Source organism: Vibrio sp. 10N.222.52.B7, from assembly GCF_041474275.1.
Taxonomy (GTDB): domain Bacteria; phylum Pseudomonadota; class Gammaproteobacteria; order Enterobacterales; family Vibrionaceae; genus Vibrio; species Vibrio crassostreae_C.
This window is the reverse complement of the sequence record NZ_JBFRTU010000022.1, coordinates 25984-46114: the sequence shown is the minus strand read 5'-3', so window position 1 is coordinate 46114 and position 20131 is coordinate 25984. Positions and strand designations below refer to the sequence as shown.

Here is a 20131-nt window from a genome sequence, read left to right as displayed (position 1 = left end):
ACTTTGACAAGTAAGTGGTATTTAAAGCGTGTGCAAAAGCTCATTTTTATAGAGTTTTGACAAAAATATGAACAGACAGCGCAGATAATGACCCTGCGCTGTGCTAGAGAGGTTATTTGTTTGCGTGATAGATCGCGAATTTAGTGGTCTTATTTAGAGTCGCGCATTTTCCAAATGCTTGTTCAATAATTGGAATGTATTTTAAGAAACTGTTCGCAACAATAATCATCTCACCAGAACGCTTCAAATGCTTAGGAGCCTGAGCAAGCAAGCTCTCAGTCGCGCTGTAGCTAGTGTCTAAACCTGAATGGAATGGTGGGTTACTGATGATGAACTGGTAGTCTTCTGCAGTATCAGAATAGACATCTGACGCGAAGACTTTACCCGTTAAACCATTCGCTTCTAGCGTTGCTTGGCTTGATGCCACAGCAAATGCACTGATGTCGCACATTTCTAGCTCGATATCAGGATTACGAGATGCCATTACCGCGCCTAAGACGCCTGCACCACAACCAAAATCCAGTACCTTGCCTTTTAGTTTTGGCAGAGTATCCAACAGAAGTTGGCTACCGACATCGAATTGACCGTGACTGAAGACGCCAGGAAGGCTTTTTACCGTCAGAGGTTGTTCATCAATGTTAACCGTGTAGGTCTTAAACCAGTCTTGCAGGTTGAACGCTTGTGGTTGCTCGAAGCATTGACCCCAGTAGAAAGAGCAACGACGCGCTGAATCGTATTTAACAACTTTGCCGTAAGGAGCAAACATCTTCTCGATGCTTTTCACGCCTGAACGGTTTTCACCAACCACGACGATCTCGGTATCTTTGCCTAGCTTGGCAAATAGCATCGCCAACAAAAATTCCGCTTCCGCTTTGGCTTTTGGCCAGTACAACATCACTAAGTCGGCTTTGGTCTCTTCGGTAAACTCCGCACCATAAAAACGTTGAATGGTGTTGTAGCCTTCTAATTGACGGTAGTAGCTGTAATTAGAAGTAAACACAGAGACAGATTCACAATGCTTCGCTAACTCAACAGGGAACAAGTCTTCTGCCTCACCGGCAACTAAAACATGTTTGCCTTCAAAGTAGGCGAGTTGGCGTTGAGCAATCTGGCTTGGTGCAATATAAGCTGACATAGGACACTCTGTTGAATCGTTAGCAAAAAATGAGGGCGGATTTTCGCATAATCCGCCCAAAGCTTGAAGTGTTTAATACGGGTTCGCCAATCAAGTTGACGTCAAGTTCGTTAACTCTTGTCTTGCTGGTTTAAAAAGTCCTTAAACTCTTCATCGTAGATGTTGAATAGGACAATGGTAATCGCAAAAATCAATGGTCCGTAGATAAGACCAATTAGGCCAAACAGTTGAATACCACCCAATAGTGAGAAGAAGATCATCAGGGTATTCATGCCTGCACTGCCTTGCATCAGCAGCGGACGTAGCAGGTTATCAATTGAACCAACAATCGCTACACAGTAAACCGTTAGGAAAATCGCCCACGTGGTATCACCAGTTAGGAACAAGTAGGTTGCTGCTGGGATCCAGATTAATGCAGTACCCACTACTGGGATGAAAGAGGCAAAGCCCATCATTGTGCCCCAGAATAGACCTGGGAAACCAGCAATCCACATACCTAAACCGCCGGCAAAACCTTGTGCGATTGCGGTTAAGAATGAGCCCATTACTGCTGATTTAGATACTTGCTCTATCTCTGTTAGAAGTTTGTCTTCTTGGCTACGAGACAGCGGCAGAATATGACGAACCACACTGATGATTTTGTCGTGATCTCTTAATAAGAAGAACAAAACGAACAGCATCAAGAAGAAATCCATCAAGAAATTGGTCGCGTCACCTAAGATTTTGGCACTGATACCAACTAGCTTAGAACCAAAGCTTGTCGCAAACTCACCGACTTTTTGTGCGATGGCTTGGGGCTCAATATTGTCGAAAGGCAGGTAGTTATTCACAAATGACAGCGCTTTGACCACTAACGGATGAGCAAACAGAGTCTGAATGCCGCCGTGTGTTACCCATTGGTAGGTGTTCTGAGAGAACAGAGAACCTTGCTGAACAATTGCTGCGAATACTGCCAATAAAGGGATAACAATAATGAAGGTCAGTATGATACAAGACAGCAGAGAGACGATGTTTTCTTTATTCGGGAGCTTTTTTTCAAGCCACTCATGGATTGGGAACATCAATAGTGAAATGATAAAGGCCATCACGATAGAGTTAACGTATGGCTCGATAAGCAAGTAACAAGCATAAGCCGCCGCGAGTAGGGCAATGATGATCACCCAGTGGCTGGAATTGATTTTGAGTTTTTCTGACACGGTAATGGTCTCTATATTTGCGTTCTGAGTTTATAATGGCTGCAAAACAGAGAGTTAGCAATGAGGAGTTTTGATAATGGGATGCTGTAATAAAGATAAGAAATGCCAAGACGAAGAACAGCAAACAAAAAAAGAGATCCCTTGGTTCAGAATGTTCCTCGGTACCTTGATGTTGTTGGTTTTTCTTTTCTGGGAACGTTAATCGCTTTTGGTTCAGCTTTAGCCTTAGTCGACGGCTAAATAAGCTGTCATATTTTTGGGCTGGTGAGCGCGATATATAAAAAGGGCTGCATTTAATGCAGCCCTAAATTCAATCGGTTAGCGACTTATAAAGTGCTTTCGATTATTTGCTTTCAGCAGCAATGATCGCAAGAGAGCGGTCGGCAGCTTCTAGTGTTGCATCAAGTTCTTTTGAACCATGAGCAAGAGAAGTAAAGCTTGCTTCGAATGCTGAAGGTGCAAGGTAAACACCGTGATCTAACATTAGGTGGAAGAAGCGCTTGAAGCGTTCTACATCACACTTAGTTACATCTTCGTAGCACGTCACAGTTTCTTGATCTGTGAAGAAGAAACCAAACATACCGCCAACTTGATGAACTAGCATCGGGATGCCGTGCTTGTCAGCAAGTTGCTTGAAGCCTTTTGCCAACTGCTTAGTTTTTGAAGCTAGACGCTTTTCGTTGCCTTCTTCTCGTAGAAGGTTCAAACATGCGTAGCCAGCAGCCATTGCAACAGGGTTACCTGAAAGCGTACCCGCTTGGTAAACAGGGCCAGTTGGTGCGATGTATTGCATCACGTCTTTACGACCACCGAAAGCACCGACAGGCATGCCGCCGCCAATCACTTTACCAAGACACGTTAGGTCTGGCTTGATGTTGTAGTAAGCCTGAGCACAACCTTCAGCAACGCGGAAACCTGTCATTACTTCATCAAAGATTAGCAATGCACCTTCTTGATCACAGATTTCACGTAGACCTTCGTGGAAGCCTTCTACAGGAGGGATACAGTTCATGTTACCCGCTACTGGCTCAACGATGATACAAGCGATCTCGCCTTTGTTTGCTGCGAAGATTTCACGTACTGAATCTAGATTGTTGAAGGTTGCTGTTAGCGTTAGTTTCGCAAAATCAGCCGGTACGCCTGGAGAGCTTGGTTGACCTAAAGTCAGTGCGCCAGAACCAGCTTTTACAAGTAGGCTGTCTGCGTGGCCGTGGTAGCAGCCTTCAAACTTAAGAATTTTGTCACGACCAGTGAAGCCACGAGCTAGACGAATCGCGCTCATTGTTGCTTCTGTACCTGAGCTCACCATACGTAGCTGTTCCATTGATGGAACCATCTCAGATACCAGTTCAGCCATTTTGATTTCAGTTTCGGTTGGAGCACCGAAGCTAAGGCCGCGTTGAGCTGCTGCAATAACTGCGTCACGAATAACCGCGTGGTTGTGACCAAGGATCATTGGACCCCAAGAGCCAACGTAATCGATATACGCTTTACCATCAGCATCAAAAATAAGTGGGCCATCAGCGCGTTCAACGAAGATTGGAGAACCACCTACGCCATTGAATGCACGAACTGGAGAGTTTACGCCACCAGGAATGGTTTGCTGTGCTTTTTCGTACAGCTCTGCTGATTTGGTCATTGATATATCCTCTTTTGACTGTCGGACCAATTGGCACGCATTGTACCTATCCCTAATCCAACTAGGAATGCTTTCGCCCAGATAATCACCCGAATCTGGTTGTTTTGTGTGGTTACACGTTTTAATTGTTAGATATTGGCGAGTTTACAGCAGTAAAAGGACCGATCCTGTGGTGAATACTTGAACGTTTCAGTCAGGTATTAGATAATCACCGGAATATAAGAAAATACTCAACAACTATGGTCTCGAATTAGATTTGTATCATGTTGTTTTTGACACAGGTAAGAGAGGTTGTCGTGAGCGAAGTAAATATCCCATTGTCTTTTTCTGATGCAGCAGCTACCCGCGTACAAACGCTAATTGCTGAAGAAGAAAACCCAGAACTAAAACTGCGTGTATACATTACAGGTGGTGGTTGTAGCGGTTTCCAATACGGCTTCACATTTGATGAAAAAGTAAATGATGGCGACACTACAATTGTAAACAGCGGTGTAACGCTGGTTGTTGATCCAATGAGCCTACAATACCTAATGGGCGGCATGGTTGATTACACTGAAGGCCTAGAAGGCGCACGCTTCTTTGTGAACAACCCGAACGCTACAACAACATGTGGTTGTGGCGCATCATTCAGCGTATAGCATGAGTTGAAAATAGCTTGAGCTCAAAGCTGTATTAGGTACATTTCAAACGCCGAACTTATGTCGGCGTTTTTGTTTTTACTTAGTAACTTATTACTTTTCAAAGCATTCCTCTCATTTTTAGTACACGGCATATTTTTTAAACTGTCGATAGCGTCCAACTTCGTTGAGGATTGGTCTGTTAAGGTTACCTTTGTGCATAAGGAAGTTGCACATCACGCTATTAAGCCAACTAGCGCGCCTGAATGACATCGGACAAAAGGATTTGTTATGCCCACTCTATTTTCTAACTCACCACTTTTTCAGAAATTGAAGCAGCCGTGGCTGGTTTCTCTGACTCTAGTCGTGTTGTTGTCGATCTGGCTTGGTTTCGGCGTAGGGCAAGCAGAAGAGTCACCTGAAAAAAAGGCGACAGAAATTCCGTTGGCTAAGGTTTCCTTTCAAACATTTACCTCATCACCGACCTTTAAAACGATTGATCTCTATGGAAGAACGGCGCCCGATAGGCATGCTCGTCTAGGTGCAGAAGTCGCGGGTAAGATTGTCAGATTGAATGTTGTTAAGGGGGGGATGGTTAAAGCAGGACAAGCCATTGCCCAGATAGATAAGGGTGATTTAGAGATTCAACTAGAGCGAGCATCTGCGTTATATCGCTTGAAGCAGAAAGAGTTCAAAGCGGCGCAGTCACTGAAGAAAAGAGGACTGCAAGGTGAAATCGCCTACACCACAGCTGAGGCTTCATTAACAGAAGCAAAAGCCATGATGCGCAATGCGGAATTGGCTTTAAAGAATACTGTGATTACTTCGCCCTTTTCGGGTGTGGTTCAAGACTTAATGGTTGAGCTTGGTGACTTTGTTGGGGTTGGCGATCCTGTTGCGGGCGTGATTGACCTCGATCCTCTGGTCATCGAAGCCGATGTCAGTGAACGTCATATCCAGCATTTGTTAGTTAATCAGTCCGCCTTGGTCCGCTTGCTGGGAAGAGAAGAAGCGGAAGGCCGTTTACGCTATGTTTCTCGTATCTCTTCTGTTGCTACTAATACCTTCCCAATCGAGATAGAAATCGATAACTCTAAAGGCCTATTACCAGCAGGTGTCAGTGCCGAAGTTAAACTCAACCTAGAAACAAGAGATGCAATAAAGATAACACCGGCGATGCTAGCATTGGATGAGGCGGGTAACCTAGGGGTCAAAACCTTGGTTTCAGTCGATGACTCACCAACGGTGAAGTTTGTAGGCATTCAGCTAGTAAAGGCCGAACAAGATGGAGTGTGGCTCACGGGGCTAGGTCAACGCGTCGATATCATCACAGTAGGCCAAGGGTTTGTGCGTGATGGTGATTCGGTGATTGCTGTTGAGCAAGTCGCTGAACTCTCAAATGTAACCGCAGAGTAGGAGATTGCCGATGTATTCAATTATTGATGCAGCCTTGTCTCGTGCTCGAACAATGCTTTCCCTTTTGGCGCTTATCTTGGTTGCTGGTGTTGTCACCTATATCACGATCCCCAAAGAATCGAGCCCCGATATTACTATCCCGATTATTTACGTCTCTGTTGGGCACCAAGGTATTTCGCCAACCGATGCAGAACGTTTATTGGTTAGGCCGATAGAACAAGAGCTGAGGTCGATTGAAGGCGTAAAAGAGATGACCGCAACCGCAGCAGAAGGCCACGCCTCAGTTGTGTTGGAGTTTAATGTTGGCGTTGATCTCACCAAAGCGATGGCTGATGTGCGTGATGCTGTCGATTTAGCCAAACCAAAATTACCAGAAGACAGTGATGAGCCGACCGTGAATGAGGTGACGCTCGCGTCTGAGCAGCCTGTTCTGTCTGTTGTGCTATTCGGTACCGTTCCTGAGCGCACCATAGTGCAAATTGCCCGAGAGCTTGGAGATAAGTTAGAAAGCTATCGCCAAATTCTTGAAGTCGATATTGCGGGCGATCGCGATGACATTGTTGAGATCATTGTCGATCCGTTATTGATGGAGAGCTACAGCTTAGATCAAGCGGATATCTATAACTTGATCGCTCTGAATAATCGAGTGGTTGCCGCTGGTTTTGTTGATACGGGTTATGGGCGTTTCTCTGTCAAAGTACCTTCGGTGTTTAATTCCTTAAAGGATGTGCTTGAGCTACCTATTAAAGTCGATGGCAAGCAGGTGGTCACTTTTGGCGATGTGGCCACGGTTCGTCGAGCGTTTCGAGATCCTGAAAGCTTTGCTCGTTTAGATGGCAAATCTGCGGTGGTGTTGGATATCAAGAAGCGTGCTGGTGAGAATATCATCGAAACCGTTGAGCTAGTCAAAGCGGTAATGGCAGGCGCTCAGCAGCAAGCGGAATGGCCAAATAACCTGTTGGTCAAATACACCTGGGATGAATCTAAAGATGTGAAGATCATGCTTAATGATCTTCAAAACAATATTCTATCCGCCATCATTTTGGTGGTGATCGTTATCATCGCGATTCTTGGTGTGCGTACTGCGTTATTGGTGGGTATCTCCATTCCTGGTTCATTCCTGACGGGGTTATTGGTTCTGTCTGTATTCGGTTTAACTGTTAACATCGTGGTGCTGTTTTCGCTGATTATGGCGGTGGGGATGCTAGTAGACGGTGCGATTGTGGTGACCGAGTTTGCAGACAGGCGAATGCAAGAGGGTGAAGGGCGCAAAGCCGCTTACCGAGATGCAGCGAAGCGGATGGCGTGGCCGATAACCGCATCGACGGCAACAACCTTAGCCGCATTTGCTCCGTTACTGTTTTGGCCGGATGTGACTGGCGAATTCATGAAGTTCCTGCCATTAACACTGATCGCGACATTAACTGCCTCATTGATCATGGCACTGTTATTTGTGCCCGTATTAGGCGGTTTGATTGGCAAACCGCAATACGTATCGTCTCAGAGCCAAGCTCGAATGGTTGCACTGCATAATGGCGAATTTTCACAAGCCACAGGCTTAACCAAGGCGTACTACCACACACTGTCGATCGCGATTAAGCACCCCTTTAAGATTCTTTGTAGTGCGATACTGCTCGCGGTTGCGGTTGGGTTTACTTACTCCAAAGCGGGCCTAGGTGCAGAGTTCTTTCCTGAGGTTGATCCGCCATTCTTTAATGTCAAAGTTCGTTCTCATGGTGATCTGTCTATCCAAGAAAAGGATGACATCATGCGTGATATTGAACTGATGATGCTCAATCATGATGAGTTTGATACCGTTTACACGCGTACTGGTGGTGACGACCAGATTGGTTTGATCTCAATTACGCCTGTTGACTGGCAATACCGCCGCAGCGTTAAAGCGATCATTGATGAGCTAAAAGTACAGACCGACCAATACGCTGGTGTTGAGATTGAATATAAGTTTCCTGATGCAGGGCCTCCGGTTGAAAATGACTTAGTGATTGAGCTATCGGCACGAACGCCAGAGCAACTTAATCAGGCTGCAAAAATTGTGAGAGGTTGGGCTGATGGCAATCAAGCACTGACCAATATCAGTGATACCGCGAGTAAAGACGGCATCGATTGGAAGGTGGATATTCGCCGCGACGATGCCGCGCGTTTTGCTGCTGATGCGACCTTGGTGGGTAATACCGTTCAATTCGTGACTAATGGTCTCAAGATTGGTGATTACCTGCCGGATGACTCTTCAGAAGAGGTCGATATATTGGTACGTTACCCGAATGATAAAAGGGATATTGGTCGCTTCGACCAGCTGAGAGTCAAAACACCTGCTGGCTTGGTGCCGATCACTAACTTTGCTCAAATTGTTCCCGACCATAAGCAAGATACGATTAAACGCCTCGATGGTAAGCGTGTGGTTAACATCATGGCGGATATGGAAGAGGGCTATAACCTTGCGCTCGAACTGCCAAAGATTGAGCAAGCGTTGAGTGAATTAGGGTTACCGAGTAGCGTCGAATTTCGCATCCGTGGTCAAAACGAAGAACAAGAAAACTCTTCCGCCTTCCTACAAAGTGCTTTCTTGGTTGCTTTGGCGGTAATGGCTTTGATTCTGATTACTCAGTTTAATAGCTTCTATCAAGCATTCCTGATTCTGAGTGCGGTGTTGTTCTCAACGGTTGGTGTGTTTGTTGGTCTGCTAATCTTCCAGCGCCCGTTTGGCATCGTGATGTCTGGTATTGGAGTGATTGCACTGGCAGGTATCGTGGTGAACAACAATATCGTGCTGATCGACACCTATAACCAGTTGATTAAAAGAGGCTTGGATAAGCGAGATGCGATTCTAAGAACCGGTGTTCAACGTTTAAGACCTGTAATGCTGACTACAGTCACCACCATTTTAGGCTTGATGCCGATGGTGTTAGAGATGAACATCGACCTGATTAATCAAAAGATAGAGTTCGGTGCACCGAGCACGCAGTGGTGGTCGCAACTCGCTACGGCAATTGCGGGAGGTTTGGCATTCGCGACAGTATTGACCCTGGTGCTGACCCCTTGTCTATTAATGCTAGGGCGAGACAAGAAGCCTGAAAAATAGTAGATATAGTGGTTCGATGAACATAAAAAAGAGCGCCTTGGTGGGCGCTCTTTTCGTTGGTTTATAGGGCTCTTAATCTAATTGGTCGCTAGTAGCCTAATTAGTCGCTAGCAACTGGCCGTATCGCTCAAGGTTATTCAGTCGAATCTCTGAGTTGGCAATAAAGGTTGCTTTTGCTTTACCCGTTAACGACTTAGATTGAGGCAATTTCACGGTACGCGCATTTTTATGTACGCCATTAACCAAGAATTCATAATGTAAGTGCGGACCAGTCACACGACCTGTGCCACCCAAAGTACCAATGGTTTGGCCTTGTTTTACGCGCTGACCAGTTTTCACCATACGTCGTTTCATGTGCAGGTATTTGGTGATGTAGGTGTTGCTGTGGCGGATGAACACGTAGTTACCATTGAATTGGTTGTAACCTGACTTCTGAACAATACCGTCACCGGCAGCCCAGATAGGCGTGCCAACAGGAGCTGCGTAGTCAGTACCGCGGTGAGCTCGAATCTTACCGGTTACTGGGTGTCTCCTGGTAGGATTAAAGTTCGATGTCACGCGACGAAAATCAATTGGTGAGCGCAAGAACGCCTTCTTCATCGCACGACCATTCTCATCGAAGTAGTTGCCGCTCTTATCATCCAATACCGCGGTAAATGAATCACCTTGGTTTTTGAATACGGCTGCCATGATCTTACCGCGACCAACCACTTCACCTTCAACCACTTTCTCTTGGTATAAGATTTTGAAGCTGTCGTTCTTACGAATATCTAACGCAAAGTCGATATCCCAACCGAAGATGCCCGCCAGTTCCATAATTTGGTTTGCGGTTAAACCTGCGCTTACACCAGCGTTCCAGAAGTTAGAGGTGATGTTGGCTTCGGCATAATTGTATTGGTAGGCCACTTCTTTTTTGTCGAAACTTGATGAGAAAGAATCGCCAGATTTAGTGATCTTGAAGCTTTCAAACGCACTAAGTTGTCGTTTTAACTGAATAAGGTCGTTGTTTTCATCAAAGCCGAACTGCAAGACATCACCAGGTCTTAGGTTAGACAGCTGCTTCTTAATATCATCATTGGTATTGAGTAGCGTGATCAGCAGGCGGTATGAGAGGCCAATACGTTCAAATAAAACAGAGGTACTTTCGCCAGAGCGAACAGTGTATTTCTCCCAGTTGAGCACTGCGGTCGGTGGAGCGTCACTTGAGCTAATAAGTGCAGAGGCATTGATAGTCAGTGGGTAATGTTTTCCTACAACTAAAGCGCCCGAATCGTCACGCAAACTGTTGACGTCGGGGAGTAAGAAAATCGCGACGAAAATTATGGCACTAAAAAATGCGATAAAAGCCCGGTGCAAAATAGGAAGGCGTGCAAAAATAGACAACATGTTCCAGTTCGTTCTGTAAATATTATGAAAATCGACGACGGAATAGTGTAACTGGTTTCAAAATACATCGCTATTCAAGTAAGATGTCTAATTAATGTATTTTTGCCAAATCTGTGGGAGTGAACAAGAATGGCGAGTATTGAAGCTGCACTAGCCGAGATCAAACGTGGCGTAGAAGAACTGATTCCAGAAGACGAACTGATTGCAAAACTAAAAGAAGGTCGTCCTTTACGCATTAAGCTGGGTGCCGATCCAACAGCTCCAGATATCCACCTAGGCCATACGGTTATCTTTAACAAGCTTCGCGCTTTCCAAGAGCTTGGTCATGAAGTGACATTCCTTATCGGTGATTTCACTGCAATGGTTGGTGACCCATCAGGTAAAAACTCAACACGTCCACCGCTAAGCCGCGAAGACGTATTGAAGAATGCTGAAACTTACAAAGAGCAAGTATTCAAGATTCTAGATCCTGCGAAGACGCAAATTCGTTTCAACTCTGAATGGCTATCTGAGCTTGGCGCTGAAGGCATGATTCGTCTTGCTTCTAACCAAACTGTTGCTCGTATGCTTGAGCGTGATGACTTCAAAAAGCGTTACGCTGGTGGTCAACCGATCGCAATCCACGAATTCATGTACCCACTTCTACAAGGTCACGACTCTGTTGCACTAGAGAGCGACGTTGAGCTTGGCGGTACTGACCAGAAGTTTAACCTTCTAATGGGTCGTGAACTGCAAAAAGCAGCAGGTCAAAAACCACAAGCGGTACTAATGATGCCACTACTTGTTGGTCTAGACGGTGTTAAGAAGATGTCTAAGTCTGCGCATAACTACATCGGTATTAGCGAAGCACCAAGCGAGATGTTTGGTAAGATCATGTCTATCTCTGACGATCTAATGTGGAGCTACTACGAGCTGCTGTCTTTCCGTCCTCTTGAAGAAGTTGCGGAACTGAAAGCTGGCGTTGATGCAGGTAAGAACCCGCGTGACGTTAAAGTGCTTCTTGCTAAAGAGATCATCGCTCGTTTCCACAGTGAAGCAGATGCTGAAGCCGCTGAGCAAGAGTTCGTTAACCGTTTTGCTAAGAACCAAGTTCCTGATGAAATGCCGGAGTTTGAATTCGAAGCAGGCCTGCCAATTGCGAACGTTCTAAAAGAAGCGGGTCTTGTAAACTCGACTTCTGATGCGATGCGTATGATCAAGCAAGGCGCTGCTAAGATCGAAGGCGAGAAAGTTGAAGACAACAAACTGGTACCAGAAGCTGGTACAGCTGTTTACCAAGTAGGTAAGCGTAAGTTTGCTCGTATTACTATCAAGTAATAACGTACATCAATGATTTAATAAAAGGCATCTACGGATGCCTTTTTTATTGACCCCTATTTATTGACAGGAATTTGACGAAGTTTTTGAACGGCTATTGCTACACTATGCGCGCTGTCAAATTGACAGTAATTCTGGAGATTTTTATGAACAATACCGACCATCCTCCTAGTTTGAATGGAGAAGAATAACCTGTCTCGGTATTGATCTATTGTCCTGCCGTTCAGGTAGGGTATCTTTGTTTTCCCTTCATTCTTTTCCACACTCTAGATTCTAACAAGTAGACACACCAGTGCTTTAAGCTCTTGGTGCGCTCAGTTATATGCTTTATGTATCGAGTTCTACGCTCTTGGTGTACACCGCTTTATGTTTGTGAAGTACTTACTGTAGGCTACTTGTTTTGATGGTCGTTACCTTTGCCAATCGGGAGATTCGCCATGACGGTAATGAACAACACTTTTTTATCTATTGAAGCTCTGTACTCAGAGCAAGACATCCAAGCTGTATCGAATGCATTTCAACAGTACGGACGTGAACAACAAATTAATCTTTTGAATCGAATGCCGCTCGAAGATGCGGTGCTAGTGCTGGGGCAATGCTCTTTGAGTACGATTCAGACTTTACTTAGTGAGCTAGAAGAGCAGGGCTTTGAGAAGCGCTCTCGACATCTAGCTCACCAACTAGGGCTGATCTACTCAGAGGTAGAACCTCAGCAAGGCTATCTTTCTACAGGTGTCATGAGCCACGTTAGGCAGCGTATCGGTTGGATTATTGCGTTAGCACTATTGGGAATCGTCTCAGGGCTTATCATTGCTCAGTATGAAGACATTCTCAGTCAGTTGGTACTTTTGGCAATCTACATGCCGGTAATTGCTGCTGCTGGTGGTAACACCGGAACACAAGCCGCGACTTTGGTGATTAGAGCCTTAGCCACAGGTGAGTTGAAAAAACGCCAATGGGCTAACGTTCTGTGGAAAGAGTTTAGAGTTGCAATTTGTCTAGCTCTAGCGATTGCCGTAGTGATGATTGGGCGTATTTTACTATTCAGTGAAAACCAATCGACAGGTGGCTATGACATCAACATGATTGCGTTAGCGATTGCGGTAGCGCTATTCATTCAGGTGACCATATCAACTGTGCTCGGCGGCGGATTACCGATAGTTGCTAGGTTATTTAAGCTTGATCCAGCGGTGTTAGTAAGTCCAGTACTTGCATCGATAGTGGATATCTCAGGAATGTGGATCTACTTCACTGTGGTGAACTCATTTTTAGGAATTGCTTAGCTCTTATAAAAATGGGCACCTATAAAAATAGTTAAATACATCTGAGAAACAAAAATGGCGCTGCAGATTGAAGGTCTTCAGCGCCATTTTTATTGTTTGAGTAGAAGTTTACACAGAGCCAAACATTACTTCGATTTGCTTTGTGTTTGACTGAACTCAACTACATCTTTGTAGAAAGCACGCTCAAACTGGGTGATTGGAGCCTCTACCGGTCTGTCTGGATCTTGCTCTTCAGGGAAGTAATCACGAATAAACTGCACAAACAAAGAGTTTGGTTTCCCGGACTCATCTAAACCATATCCCGCCATGTTGTACGTTCCGTACAAAGAACCACTTTTGGCTGTGATGTTGCCCTGAATCGGTGCTTTTCTCATGCTTGGACGGTACTTGAGCGTTCCATTTACACCTGATGTAGGCATAGCCTCAATTAGGTTGAGCTGTTGATCGTTTTCCCAGATATAACGAAGCACTTGAGCCATGGTCTGTGATCTCATTCGGTTATTTCTAGATAGCCCTGAACCATCGACGAGCTGCGCTTTACTGAGGTCAATATTAGCCTTGGTCAGCAATATCTGCTTTATCGCTTCAGTACCGTTATTGAAACTGCCTGGTTGAACATAAAATGTCGCTCCTAGCGTTTTAGTTAGATTATCTGCGATAAGGTTATCCGACTTCTTGAGCATGATATCGAGCAGTTCAGGAAGCTTTTCTGAGTTGTGACTAGCGACTAACGTGGTTTTGTCTGCTTTCTCTTTTTTACCAATAATCACATCACCTTTTACTTCTATTTTCAGTTCTTTGAGAAGCGATGCAACAACTTGATAGGTGTAAAGTTCTGGATTTTGAATGGCGAACTTAAGTGGCAGTGGCTTTTTGCGCTCAACCAAGCAACCAGAGAGCTTGTAAGCGTTATCTGGTGTGGTGATGAGTTCCAAGTCGCATTGTGTCGCCTTCTGCCCAGAGCGAGTTACCGTGGCAGCGGTGGTCGTCACGTCTATCGGATAGTGAGCGGGAATATAAACGCGAGTGTTGCCATTACCTTTTGTATAAATAGAGGCTTGTGCGCAGTTGCTGTCTAAGGTCATTGCACTAGAAGGCGCGCTGTAACAAACCCCTAGAATGTCCCAAGGCCACCCCACCGCTCGCTGATAGCCGGTATAAGCTGTGTTATCCAGATATAAATTGCCCTTGATGGTTCTGGATTGAGACTTAGCGTATTGAGTTAACAGGCTTTTTAGCTGCTCACGTTGCAGTGTTGGGTCGCCGCTAAATGAAATGATTGAATCATTGCCAGAACGAAGAATGCTAGTCGTGTAATGAAAGTCATCTCCCAACTCTAGCTTGGCCGCTAAAGCCGTCACCAGTTTTAACGTGCTGGCTGGTGGATAAAAGTCATCGCTATTGGTATTAAGCTCGCTTGAACCACTGCTTAACGATTTGATGATCAAACTCGTACTACTACCATCGGGCAGTGTATCTAGCGGGGCGTATGCGTTAACAGATAAAGCGCTAATGGAAAAACTACATAGCAGTAGTGGGGATAGAAGGCGCATAGAAGATTGTCTTGGATGGCTGATGTTTTCAGTATACAGATATAAAAAACGCCCGCTAGAGAGCGGGCGTTTTGATTCTCAATTAACTAATTAATCAATTAGGTAATCAGAATTAGAAGTCGTAACGTAGACCTAGAGCGATTTCGTCTTCAGCGTCTGCAGAGCTTGCTTTGCCGTTAGACACTAGGTTTGTTGTACCGATCGTATCATTTTCACTGATTAGGTTGAAGTTGTACGAGATGTACGTACGGAAGTTCGGCTTGAAGTAGTACGTTGCATCGATTGCAATGTTGTCAGCTGAAGTTTCACCGTCAGTTTCTGCATTGTTGTACGTTAGTGTAAATGCAGTCTTATCTAGCGTGTAAGCAGTTGCGAATTCGTAACCAGTGTAATCTACAGATCTGTTGCTGTATTCAGCGCCGTTTGCTGTCGTCGCTTGTTTTTCACCATCAGTGAATAGACCTGCGAAGTAGAAGTGGCTCATGCGGTAAGATGCAGAAAGCATGTATTCATTAGATTGATCTTGGTCTGCGTAACCAGCACCTAGCTTAACGCCAGAATCACCGATTGCGTAGATAGCAGATAGAGAGTAGCCATCTTTACCGTTGTCGTTGAACTCACCGCTAGTTTCAGAACGGTCAGCGAAGCGGTAGCTTGCTTTTAAGCCTAGGTCTTGGAATTGACCTTTGTAAGAAAGCATGTTGTCTGAACGGTCAGCTACTGCGATTTTGTCTGCCGCTGAGTTACCGTGGTAAGACATGATATCGGTAAAGTCAGTGATAACGCCTAGCGCACCGTCGTTTTTACCGTATGTAACTTCACCGAATGTACCGCCGATACCAGCGTATGTGTAACGGTTAGTGATGTCGCCGTCGTTGTTATCAGTAGAGCCGCCGTTTTCAGCAGTTGTGAATTCGCCTTCGTAGAAACCAACACCGTATAGGCCGTCTTGGATTTCAACTTTACCTAGGAAGTTAAGACGTACACGTGTTTTGTCTTCAGCTTTGCCATCTTTCATCGATAGACGAGCTTCCGCACGACCACCGATCTCTAGAGAAGTGCCGTTTGAGCTGTATACAGAAGTGCCGGCAATATCACCAGCTTGTTTACCGTCGGCTGCCACTGCGTTAGTAGCAAGAGCTGCAGCAGATACAGCAAGCGCGATCATAGTCTTGTTCATGTTATTATTTCCTAATTACTGTCCATAGAAGTTTTATTAAGGATTTGAACCCTTTTGTGTATTGCCTGTATTAATCAGGCTTCATAATCATGATTAGAACAGAAGTCTGAAAATGCCAGTGCAATCCATGGGTTACTTTTTACCTCTAAAGTTCCATGGTCAGTTAGTAAAATGATATAAAACTAAAAAATGAACACTGTTTTATTATATCTTTTTTGTTTAAGTGGTTGTTTTTGAGTGTATTTTATAAAAGTGTGATCTGTGTTTATTTTGTTTGTTTTTTGTTTTTTTAGGTATTTAGCTCTCCGCTTATTGATGGGGAGGTTATTATTCATTTTTGTGATGTCTGTAATTTAGACCTAGATAAAGCTTTTATAACGCAAAGTGGAATAAAGGTGATTTAGCCATAAAGTTTGTTTACACTAAGTCAAATCGTTTTGTTTCTATCACCCAATAAATACGTTGGGTGTATTTATGTTGGCCAAAGAAAGCTTTGGCATAGAGGTAAAAAATGGAAAAGGTTCCAATGACAGTACGTGGCGCTCAGCAGCTACGTGACGAATTAGATCGCCTACTTAAGCTACGCCCTGTTATCTCAGCAGCTATTGGTGAAGCACGTGAACTAGGTGACCTGAAAGAGAATGCTGAATACCACGCCGCTCGTGAAGAGCAGGGTATTTGTGAAGCTCAGATCCGTGATATTGAATATAAGCTATCACTGGCTCAGATCATCGATGTAACGCAAATGGATAATACGGGCAAGATTATCTTTGGTACGACAGTGACACTGATTGATGTGGATACCGATGATGAGTTCCGCTACCAAATCGTTTCAGAAGACGAAGCAGACATCAAAACGGGTCGCATTTCTGTGAAATCGCCAATTGCTCGCGGTCTTATCGGTAAAATGGAAGGCGACGAAGTCATGATCTCTACCCCTGGTGGTGACAAAGACTTCGAAATCGACAAAGTAGAATATATCTAATTGAATTTTCTTTGTTTCTGATAAGTAAAAAGGTCGCTAAATGCGACCTTTTTCGTTTCTCACGCTACACTAAAAGATAAGCGCTGTGGCTTCCTATTAGTGAAGTTAGCTTATATCAAACTCGCTTATTTACGTGGAATCTCGATTTTACGTGCTTCTGACTGGCGGAACAGTACTAGAACTTTACCGATAGTCTGTACTTTCTCAGCTTTAGTTTCACGTACAATTGCATCGATAATCAGTTGCTTAGTCTCACGGTCTTCTGATGCAACTTTAATCTTGATCAGTTCGTGGTGGTCTAGAGCTAATTCGATTTCCGCTAGAACAGCTTCAGTAAGTCCATTTGCGCCCATTAGCACAACAGGTTTTAAACTGTGAGCTAGGCCCTTTAGATGCTGCTTTTGTTTGGTACTTAGGTTCATTACGCGGCCAATTTTCTTTACTATTAGGGTTGAAAAAAACCTATTTTAACGCCATCTAAAGCTGAAGACTATAATTTATTCAGCAATTAGTACTTTCCTCCAATTTAGGTATCCAATGAGCAAACAGAAACACTCGGCCAGTTCAGGCCGTTGGTTGAAGGAACACTTCGACGACAAGTACGCAAATGAAGCAAGAAAGAAAGGCTATCGTTCACGTGCTTATTTCAAAATGGAAGAGATTCAAACGAAAGATAAATTGCTGTCTCCTGGGATGACCATTGTGGATTTGGGTGCAGCACCTGGCGGTTGGTCTCAATATGCTGCTAAGATTGTTGGAGACAACGGACAAATCATTGCGTGTGACTTGTTACCAATGGATCCGATTGCTGGTGTTAGCTTTTTACAAGGCGATTTCCGCGAAGAAGCTGTGCTAGATGCCTTGTTGGAACGTATACAACCAAACATGGTTGATGTCGTGATGTCAGATATGGCACCTAATATAGCAGGCAACAATTCTGTGGATCAGCCAAGAGCTATGTATTTAGTTGAATTAGCTTTGGATATGTGTCGACAAGTTCTAGCTACCAATGGTAGTTTTGTTGTAAAAGTATTCCAAGGCGAAGGGTTTGACCAATACGTTAAGGACGTCCGCGAGATGTTTAAAACAGTAAAAGTTAGAAAACCCGACTCTTCTCGAGCTCGATCTCGTGAAGTGTTTATCGTAGCCACTGGTTACAAAGGTTAACGATTCTCTTCCAAGAGTGAGAGTTAACAACATGGCTACAGGTTACAAACTGTAGTACCCTACCTTTAATTACAATTAGTTATCGAGAGGCTTACACCTTGAGTGACATGGCAAAAAATTTAATTCTGTGGCTTGTTATCGCGGTAGTGTTGATGTCGGTATTCCAGAGCTTCGGCCCTGGGGAAAGTAACGGCAGAGCAGTAGATTACACCACGTTTGTACAGGAAGTTGGCCAAGGCCAGATTCAAGACGCACAGTTCAATAACAGCGAAATCACTTTCACACGTCGTGGTGGTGGTTCTAAGTATGTAACTTACATGCCTGTTTATGATCAAAAGCTACTTGATGACTTAATTAATCAAAACGTAAAAGTTCAGGGTACACCACCTGAAGAGCAGAGCCTGCTTGGCACTATCTTCATCTCATGGTTCCCAATGATCTTACTGATTGGTGTATGGATTTTCTTCATGCGTCAAATGCAAGGCGGCGGCGGCGGTAAAGGCGCGATGTCTTTCGGTAAGAGTAAAGCTCGAATGATGAGCGAAGAACAAATCAAAACCATGTTTGCTGATGTTGCTGGTTGTGACGAAGCAAAAGAAGACGTGAAAGAGCTTGTGGACTACCTTCGTGACCCAAGCCGCTTCCAAAAGCTAGGTGGTAAGATCCCGACAGGTATCCTGTTGGTTGGTCCTCCTGGTACGGGTAAAACATTGCTTGCAAAAGCGATTGCTGGTGAAGCGAAAGTACCGTTCTTTACTATCTCTGGTTCTGACTTCGTTGAAATGTTTGTTGGTGTTGGTGCATCTCGTGTGCGTGACATGTTCGAACAAGCGAAGAAAGCGGCACCTTGTATCATCTTTATCGATGAAATTGATGCTGTAGGTCGTCAACGTGGCGCTGGTGTTGGTGGTGGTCACGATGAACGTGAACAAACACTGAACCAAATGTTGGTTGAGATGGATGGTTTCGAAGGTAACGAAGGTATTATCGTTATCGCTGCGACTAACCGTCCAGACGTACTAGACCCTGCATTACTTCGTCCTGGTCGTTTTGACCGTCAAGTTGTGGTTGGTCTACCGGATGTACGTGGTCGTGAACAGATTCTTAAAGTACACATGCGTAAAGTGCCACTATCAGGTGATGTTGAACCGTCGCTGATCGCTCGTGGTACTCCAGGCTTCTCTGGTGCAGATCTTGCGAACCTTGTGAACGAAGCGGCGCTATTTGCTGCTCGTGGTAACAAGCGCAATGTATCTATGGTTGAGTTTGAACTTGCGAAAGACAAAATTATGATGGGTGCAGAGCGCCGTTCAATGGTTATGTCTGAAGAAGTGAAAGAGTCAACGGCTTACCACGAAGCGGGTCACGCAATTGTTGGTCGTTTGGTACCTGAACACGATCCAGTGTACAAGGTGTCAATCATTCCACGTGGTCGTGCGCTTGGTGTAACCATGTACTTGCCAGAGCAAGATCGTGTGAGCATGTCTCGCCAACATCTAGAGTCTATGATTTCTAGCCTGTACGGTGGTCGTCTTGCTGAAGAACTTATTTACGGTAAAGACAAAGTGTCAACTGGTGCGTCTAACGATATCGAACGTGCAACTGATATTGCTCGTAAGATGGTTACGCAGTGGGGCTTCTCTGAGAAATTGGGTCCTCTTCTTTACGCAGAAGAAGAAGGTGAAGTTTTCCTAGGTCGCGGCATGAGCCAAGCTAAGCACGTTTCTGATGACACGACTAAGCTTATCGATGAAGAGATTCGTATCCTTATCGACCGTAACTACGATAGAGCTAAGAAGATTCTTGAAGATAACATGGATATCATGCATTCGATGAAAGACGCTCTAATGAAGTTCGAAACGATCGATGCAGGTCAAATTGATGACTTGATGGAGCGTAAGCAAGAGATTCGTGATCCAGCTGGTTGGGGTGATCAGGTAAAAGCTGAACCTACAAAGGAAGAAGCAAAACCTGAAGCTAAGGCAGAAGAAGCTAAAGCGGAACCAAAAGCTGAAGAGTCGAAAGTTGAAGAAGTTAAATCTGAAACAGATGATGCTCAAAACAAAGATTCTTAATCGCTAAGTTATAAATTAAAACCCTGAGTACGCTCAGGGTTTTTCTGTTTCTAGCCCTAGATGTTTTTACCTTTAAGACCCA

The 20131-nt window shown here is 44.6% G+C and carries 15 protein-coding genes; 8 read left to right on the top strand and 7 right to left on the bottom strand.

Annotated elements, in window-relative coordinates; translation table 11 throughout:
* Positions 1-112: 112 nt before the first annotated feature.
* The 3 genes from rsmC to hemL form a co-directional block, all read right to left on the bottom strand.
* Entirely contained in the window at positions 113-1135 is a 1023-nt protein-coding gene (gene rsmC / locus AB4512_RS08750) for a 16S rRNA (guanine(1207)-N(2))-methyltransferase RsmC (protein WP_372174765.1), read from the bottom strand.
* 110 nt (positions 1136-1245) lie between these two features.
* Entirely contained in the window at positions 1246-2331 is a 1086-nt protein-coding gene (locus AB4512_RS08745) for an AI-2E family transporter (protein ID WP_017059406.1), read from the bottom strand.
* 343 nt (positions 2332-2674) lie between these two features.
* Positions 2675-3970 carry a glutamate-1-semialdehyde 2,1-aminomutase gene (gene hemL / locus AB4512_RS08740; RefSeq protein ID WP_010436060.1) on the bottom strand — a complete coding sequence of 432 codons (1296 nt, stop codon included), beginning with the start codon at positions 3968-3970 and terminating at the stop codon, positions 2675-2677.
* Positions 3971-4266: 296 nt separating this feature from the next.
* On the opposite strand from hemL, the gene erpA reads away from it, so the two are divergent.
* From erpA to AB4512_RS08725, 3 genes are all read left to right on the top strand, one after another.
* Entirely contained in the window at positions 4267-4608 is a 342-nt protein-coding gene (erpA, locus tag AB4512_RS08735) for an iron-sulfur cluster insertion protein ErpA (protein ID WP_004734539.1), read from the top strand.
* 270 nt (positions 4609-4878) lie between these two features.
* A complete protein-coding gene (locus AB4512_RS08730) occupies positions 4879-6003 on the top strand; it encodes an efflux RND transporter periplasmic adaptor subunit (RefSeq protein ID WP_372174764.1) in 1125 nt (374 codons plus the stop codon).
* Positions 6004-6013: 10 nt separating this feature from the next.
* Positions 6014-9103 (top strand): efflux RND transporter permease subunit, encoded by a 3090-nt coding sequence (locus tag AB4512_RS08725; RefSeq protein ID WP_372174763.1) that lies wholly within the window; start codon positions 6014-6016, stop codon positions 9101-9103.
* A 96-nt stretch (positions 9104-9199) separates the two neighbouring features.
* On the opposite strand, the gene AB4512_RS08720 is transcribed toward AB4512_RS08725, so the two are convergent.
* Complete coding sequence (locus AB4512_RS08720; protein WP_372174762.1) at positions 9200-10489, bottom strand: peptidoglycan DD-metalloendopeptidase family protein; 1290 nt, start codon at positions 10487-10489, stop codon at positions 9200-9202.
* 129 nt (positions 10490-10618) lie between these two features.
* Here AB4512_RS08720 and tyrS point away from each other — a divergent pair, with 129 nt between their 5' ends.
* Both tyrS and AB4512_RS08710 read left to right on the top strand, forming a co-directional pair.
* Positions 10619-11806, top strand: a complete 1188-nt coding sequence (gene tyrS, locus AB4512_RS08715) for a tyrosine--tRNA ligase (protein WP_372174761.1) — start codon at positions 10619-10621, stop codon at positions 11804-11806.
* 437 nt (positions 11807-12243) lie between these two features.
* Positions 12244-13089, top strand: a complete 846-nt coding sequence (locus tag AB4512_RS08710; RefSeq protein ID WP_017068902.1) for a magnesium transporter — start codon at positions 12244-12246, stop codon at positions 13087-13089.
* A gap of 125 nt (positions 13090-13214) precedes the next feature.
* On the opposite strand, the gene dacB is transcribed toward AB4512_RS08710, so the two are convergent.
* Positions 13215-14642 (bottom strand): serine-type D-Ala-D-Ala carboxypeptidase, encoded by a 1428-nt coding sequence (gene dacB, locus AB4512_RS08705; protein WP_372174760.1) that lies wholly within the window; start codon positions 14640-14642, stop codon positions 13215-13217.
* A 112-nt stretch (positions 14643-14754) separates the two neighbouring features.
* Complete coding sequence (locus tag AB4512_RS08700; RefSeq protein WP_017068904.1) at positions 14755-15822, bottom strand: porin; 1068 nt, start codon at positions 15820-15822, stop codon at positions 14755-14757.
* Positions 15823-16333: 511 nt separating this feature from the next.
* Between AB4512_RS08700 and greA the strand changes: the two genes are divergently transcribed.
* On the top strand, positions 16334-16807 hold the full coding sequence (greA, locus tag AB4512_RS08695) for a transcription elongation factor GreA (RefSeq protein WP_017059397.1): 474 nt from the start codon (positions 16334-16336) through the stop codon (positions 16805-16807).
* Positions 16808-16932: 125 nt separating this feature from the next.
* On the opposite strand, the gene yhbY is transcribed toward greA, so the two are convergent.
* Positions 16933-17229, bottom strand: a complete 297-nt coding sequence (gene yhbY, locus AB4512_RS08690) for a ribosome assembly RNA-binding protein YhbY (RefSeq protein ID WP_004738252.1) — start codon at positions 17227-17229, stop codon at positions 16933-16935.
* Between the two features lie 115 nt (positions 17230-17344).
* Here yhbY and rlmE point away from each other — a divergent pair, with 115 nt between their 5' ends.
* Complete coding sequence (gene rlmE, locus AB4512_RS08685) at positions 17345-17974, top strand: 23S rRNA (uridine(2552)-2'-O)-methyltransferase RlmE (protein WP_017059396.1); 630 nt, start codon at positions 17345-17347, stop codon at positions 17972-17974.
* Between the two features lie 107 nt (positions 17975-18081).
* The gene (gene ftsH, locus AB4512_RS08680) at positions 18082-20049 is read left to right on the top strand and encodes an ATP-dependent zinc metalloprotease FtsH (RefSeq protein ID WP_017068905.1); all 1968 of its coding nucleotides are present in this window, start codon (positions 18082-18084) and stop codon (positions 20047-20049) included.
* Positions 20050-20131: the final 82 nt, after the last annotated feature.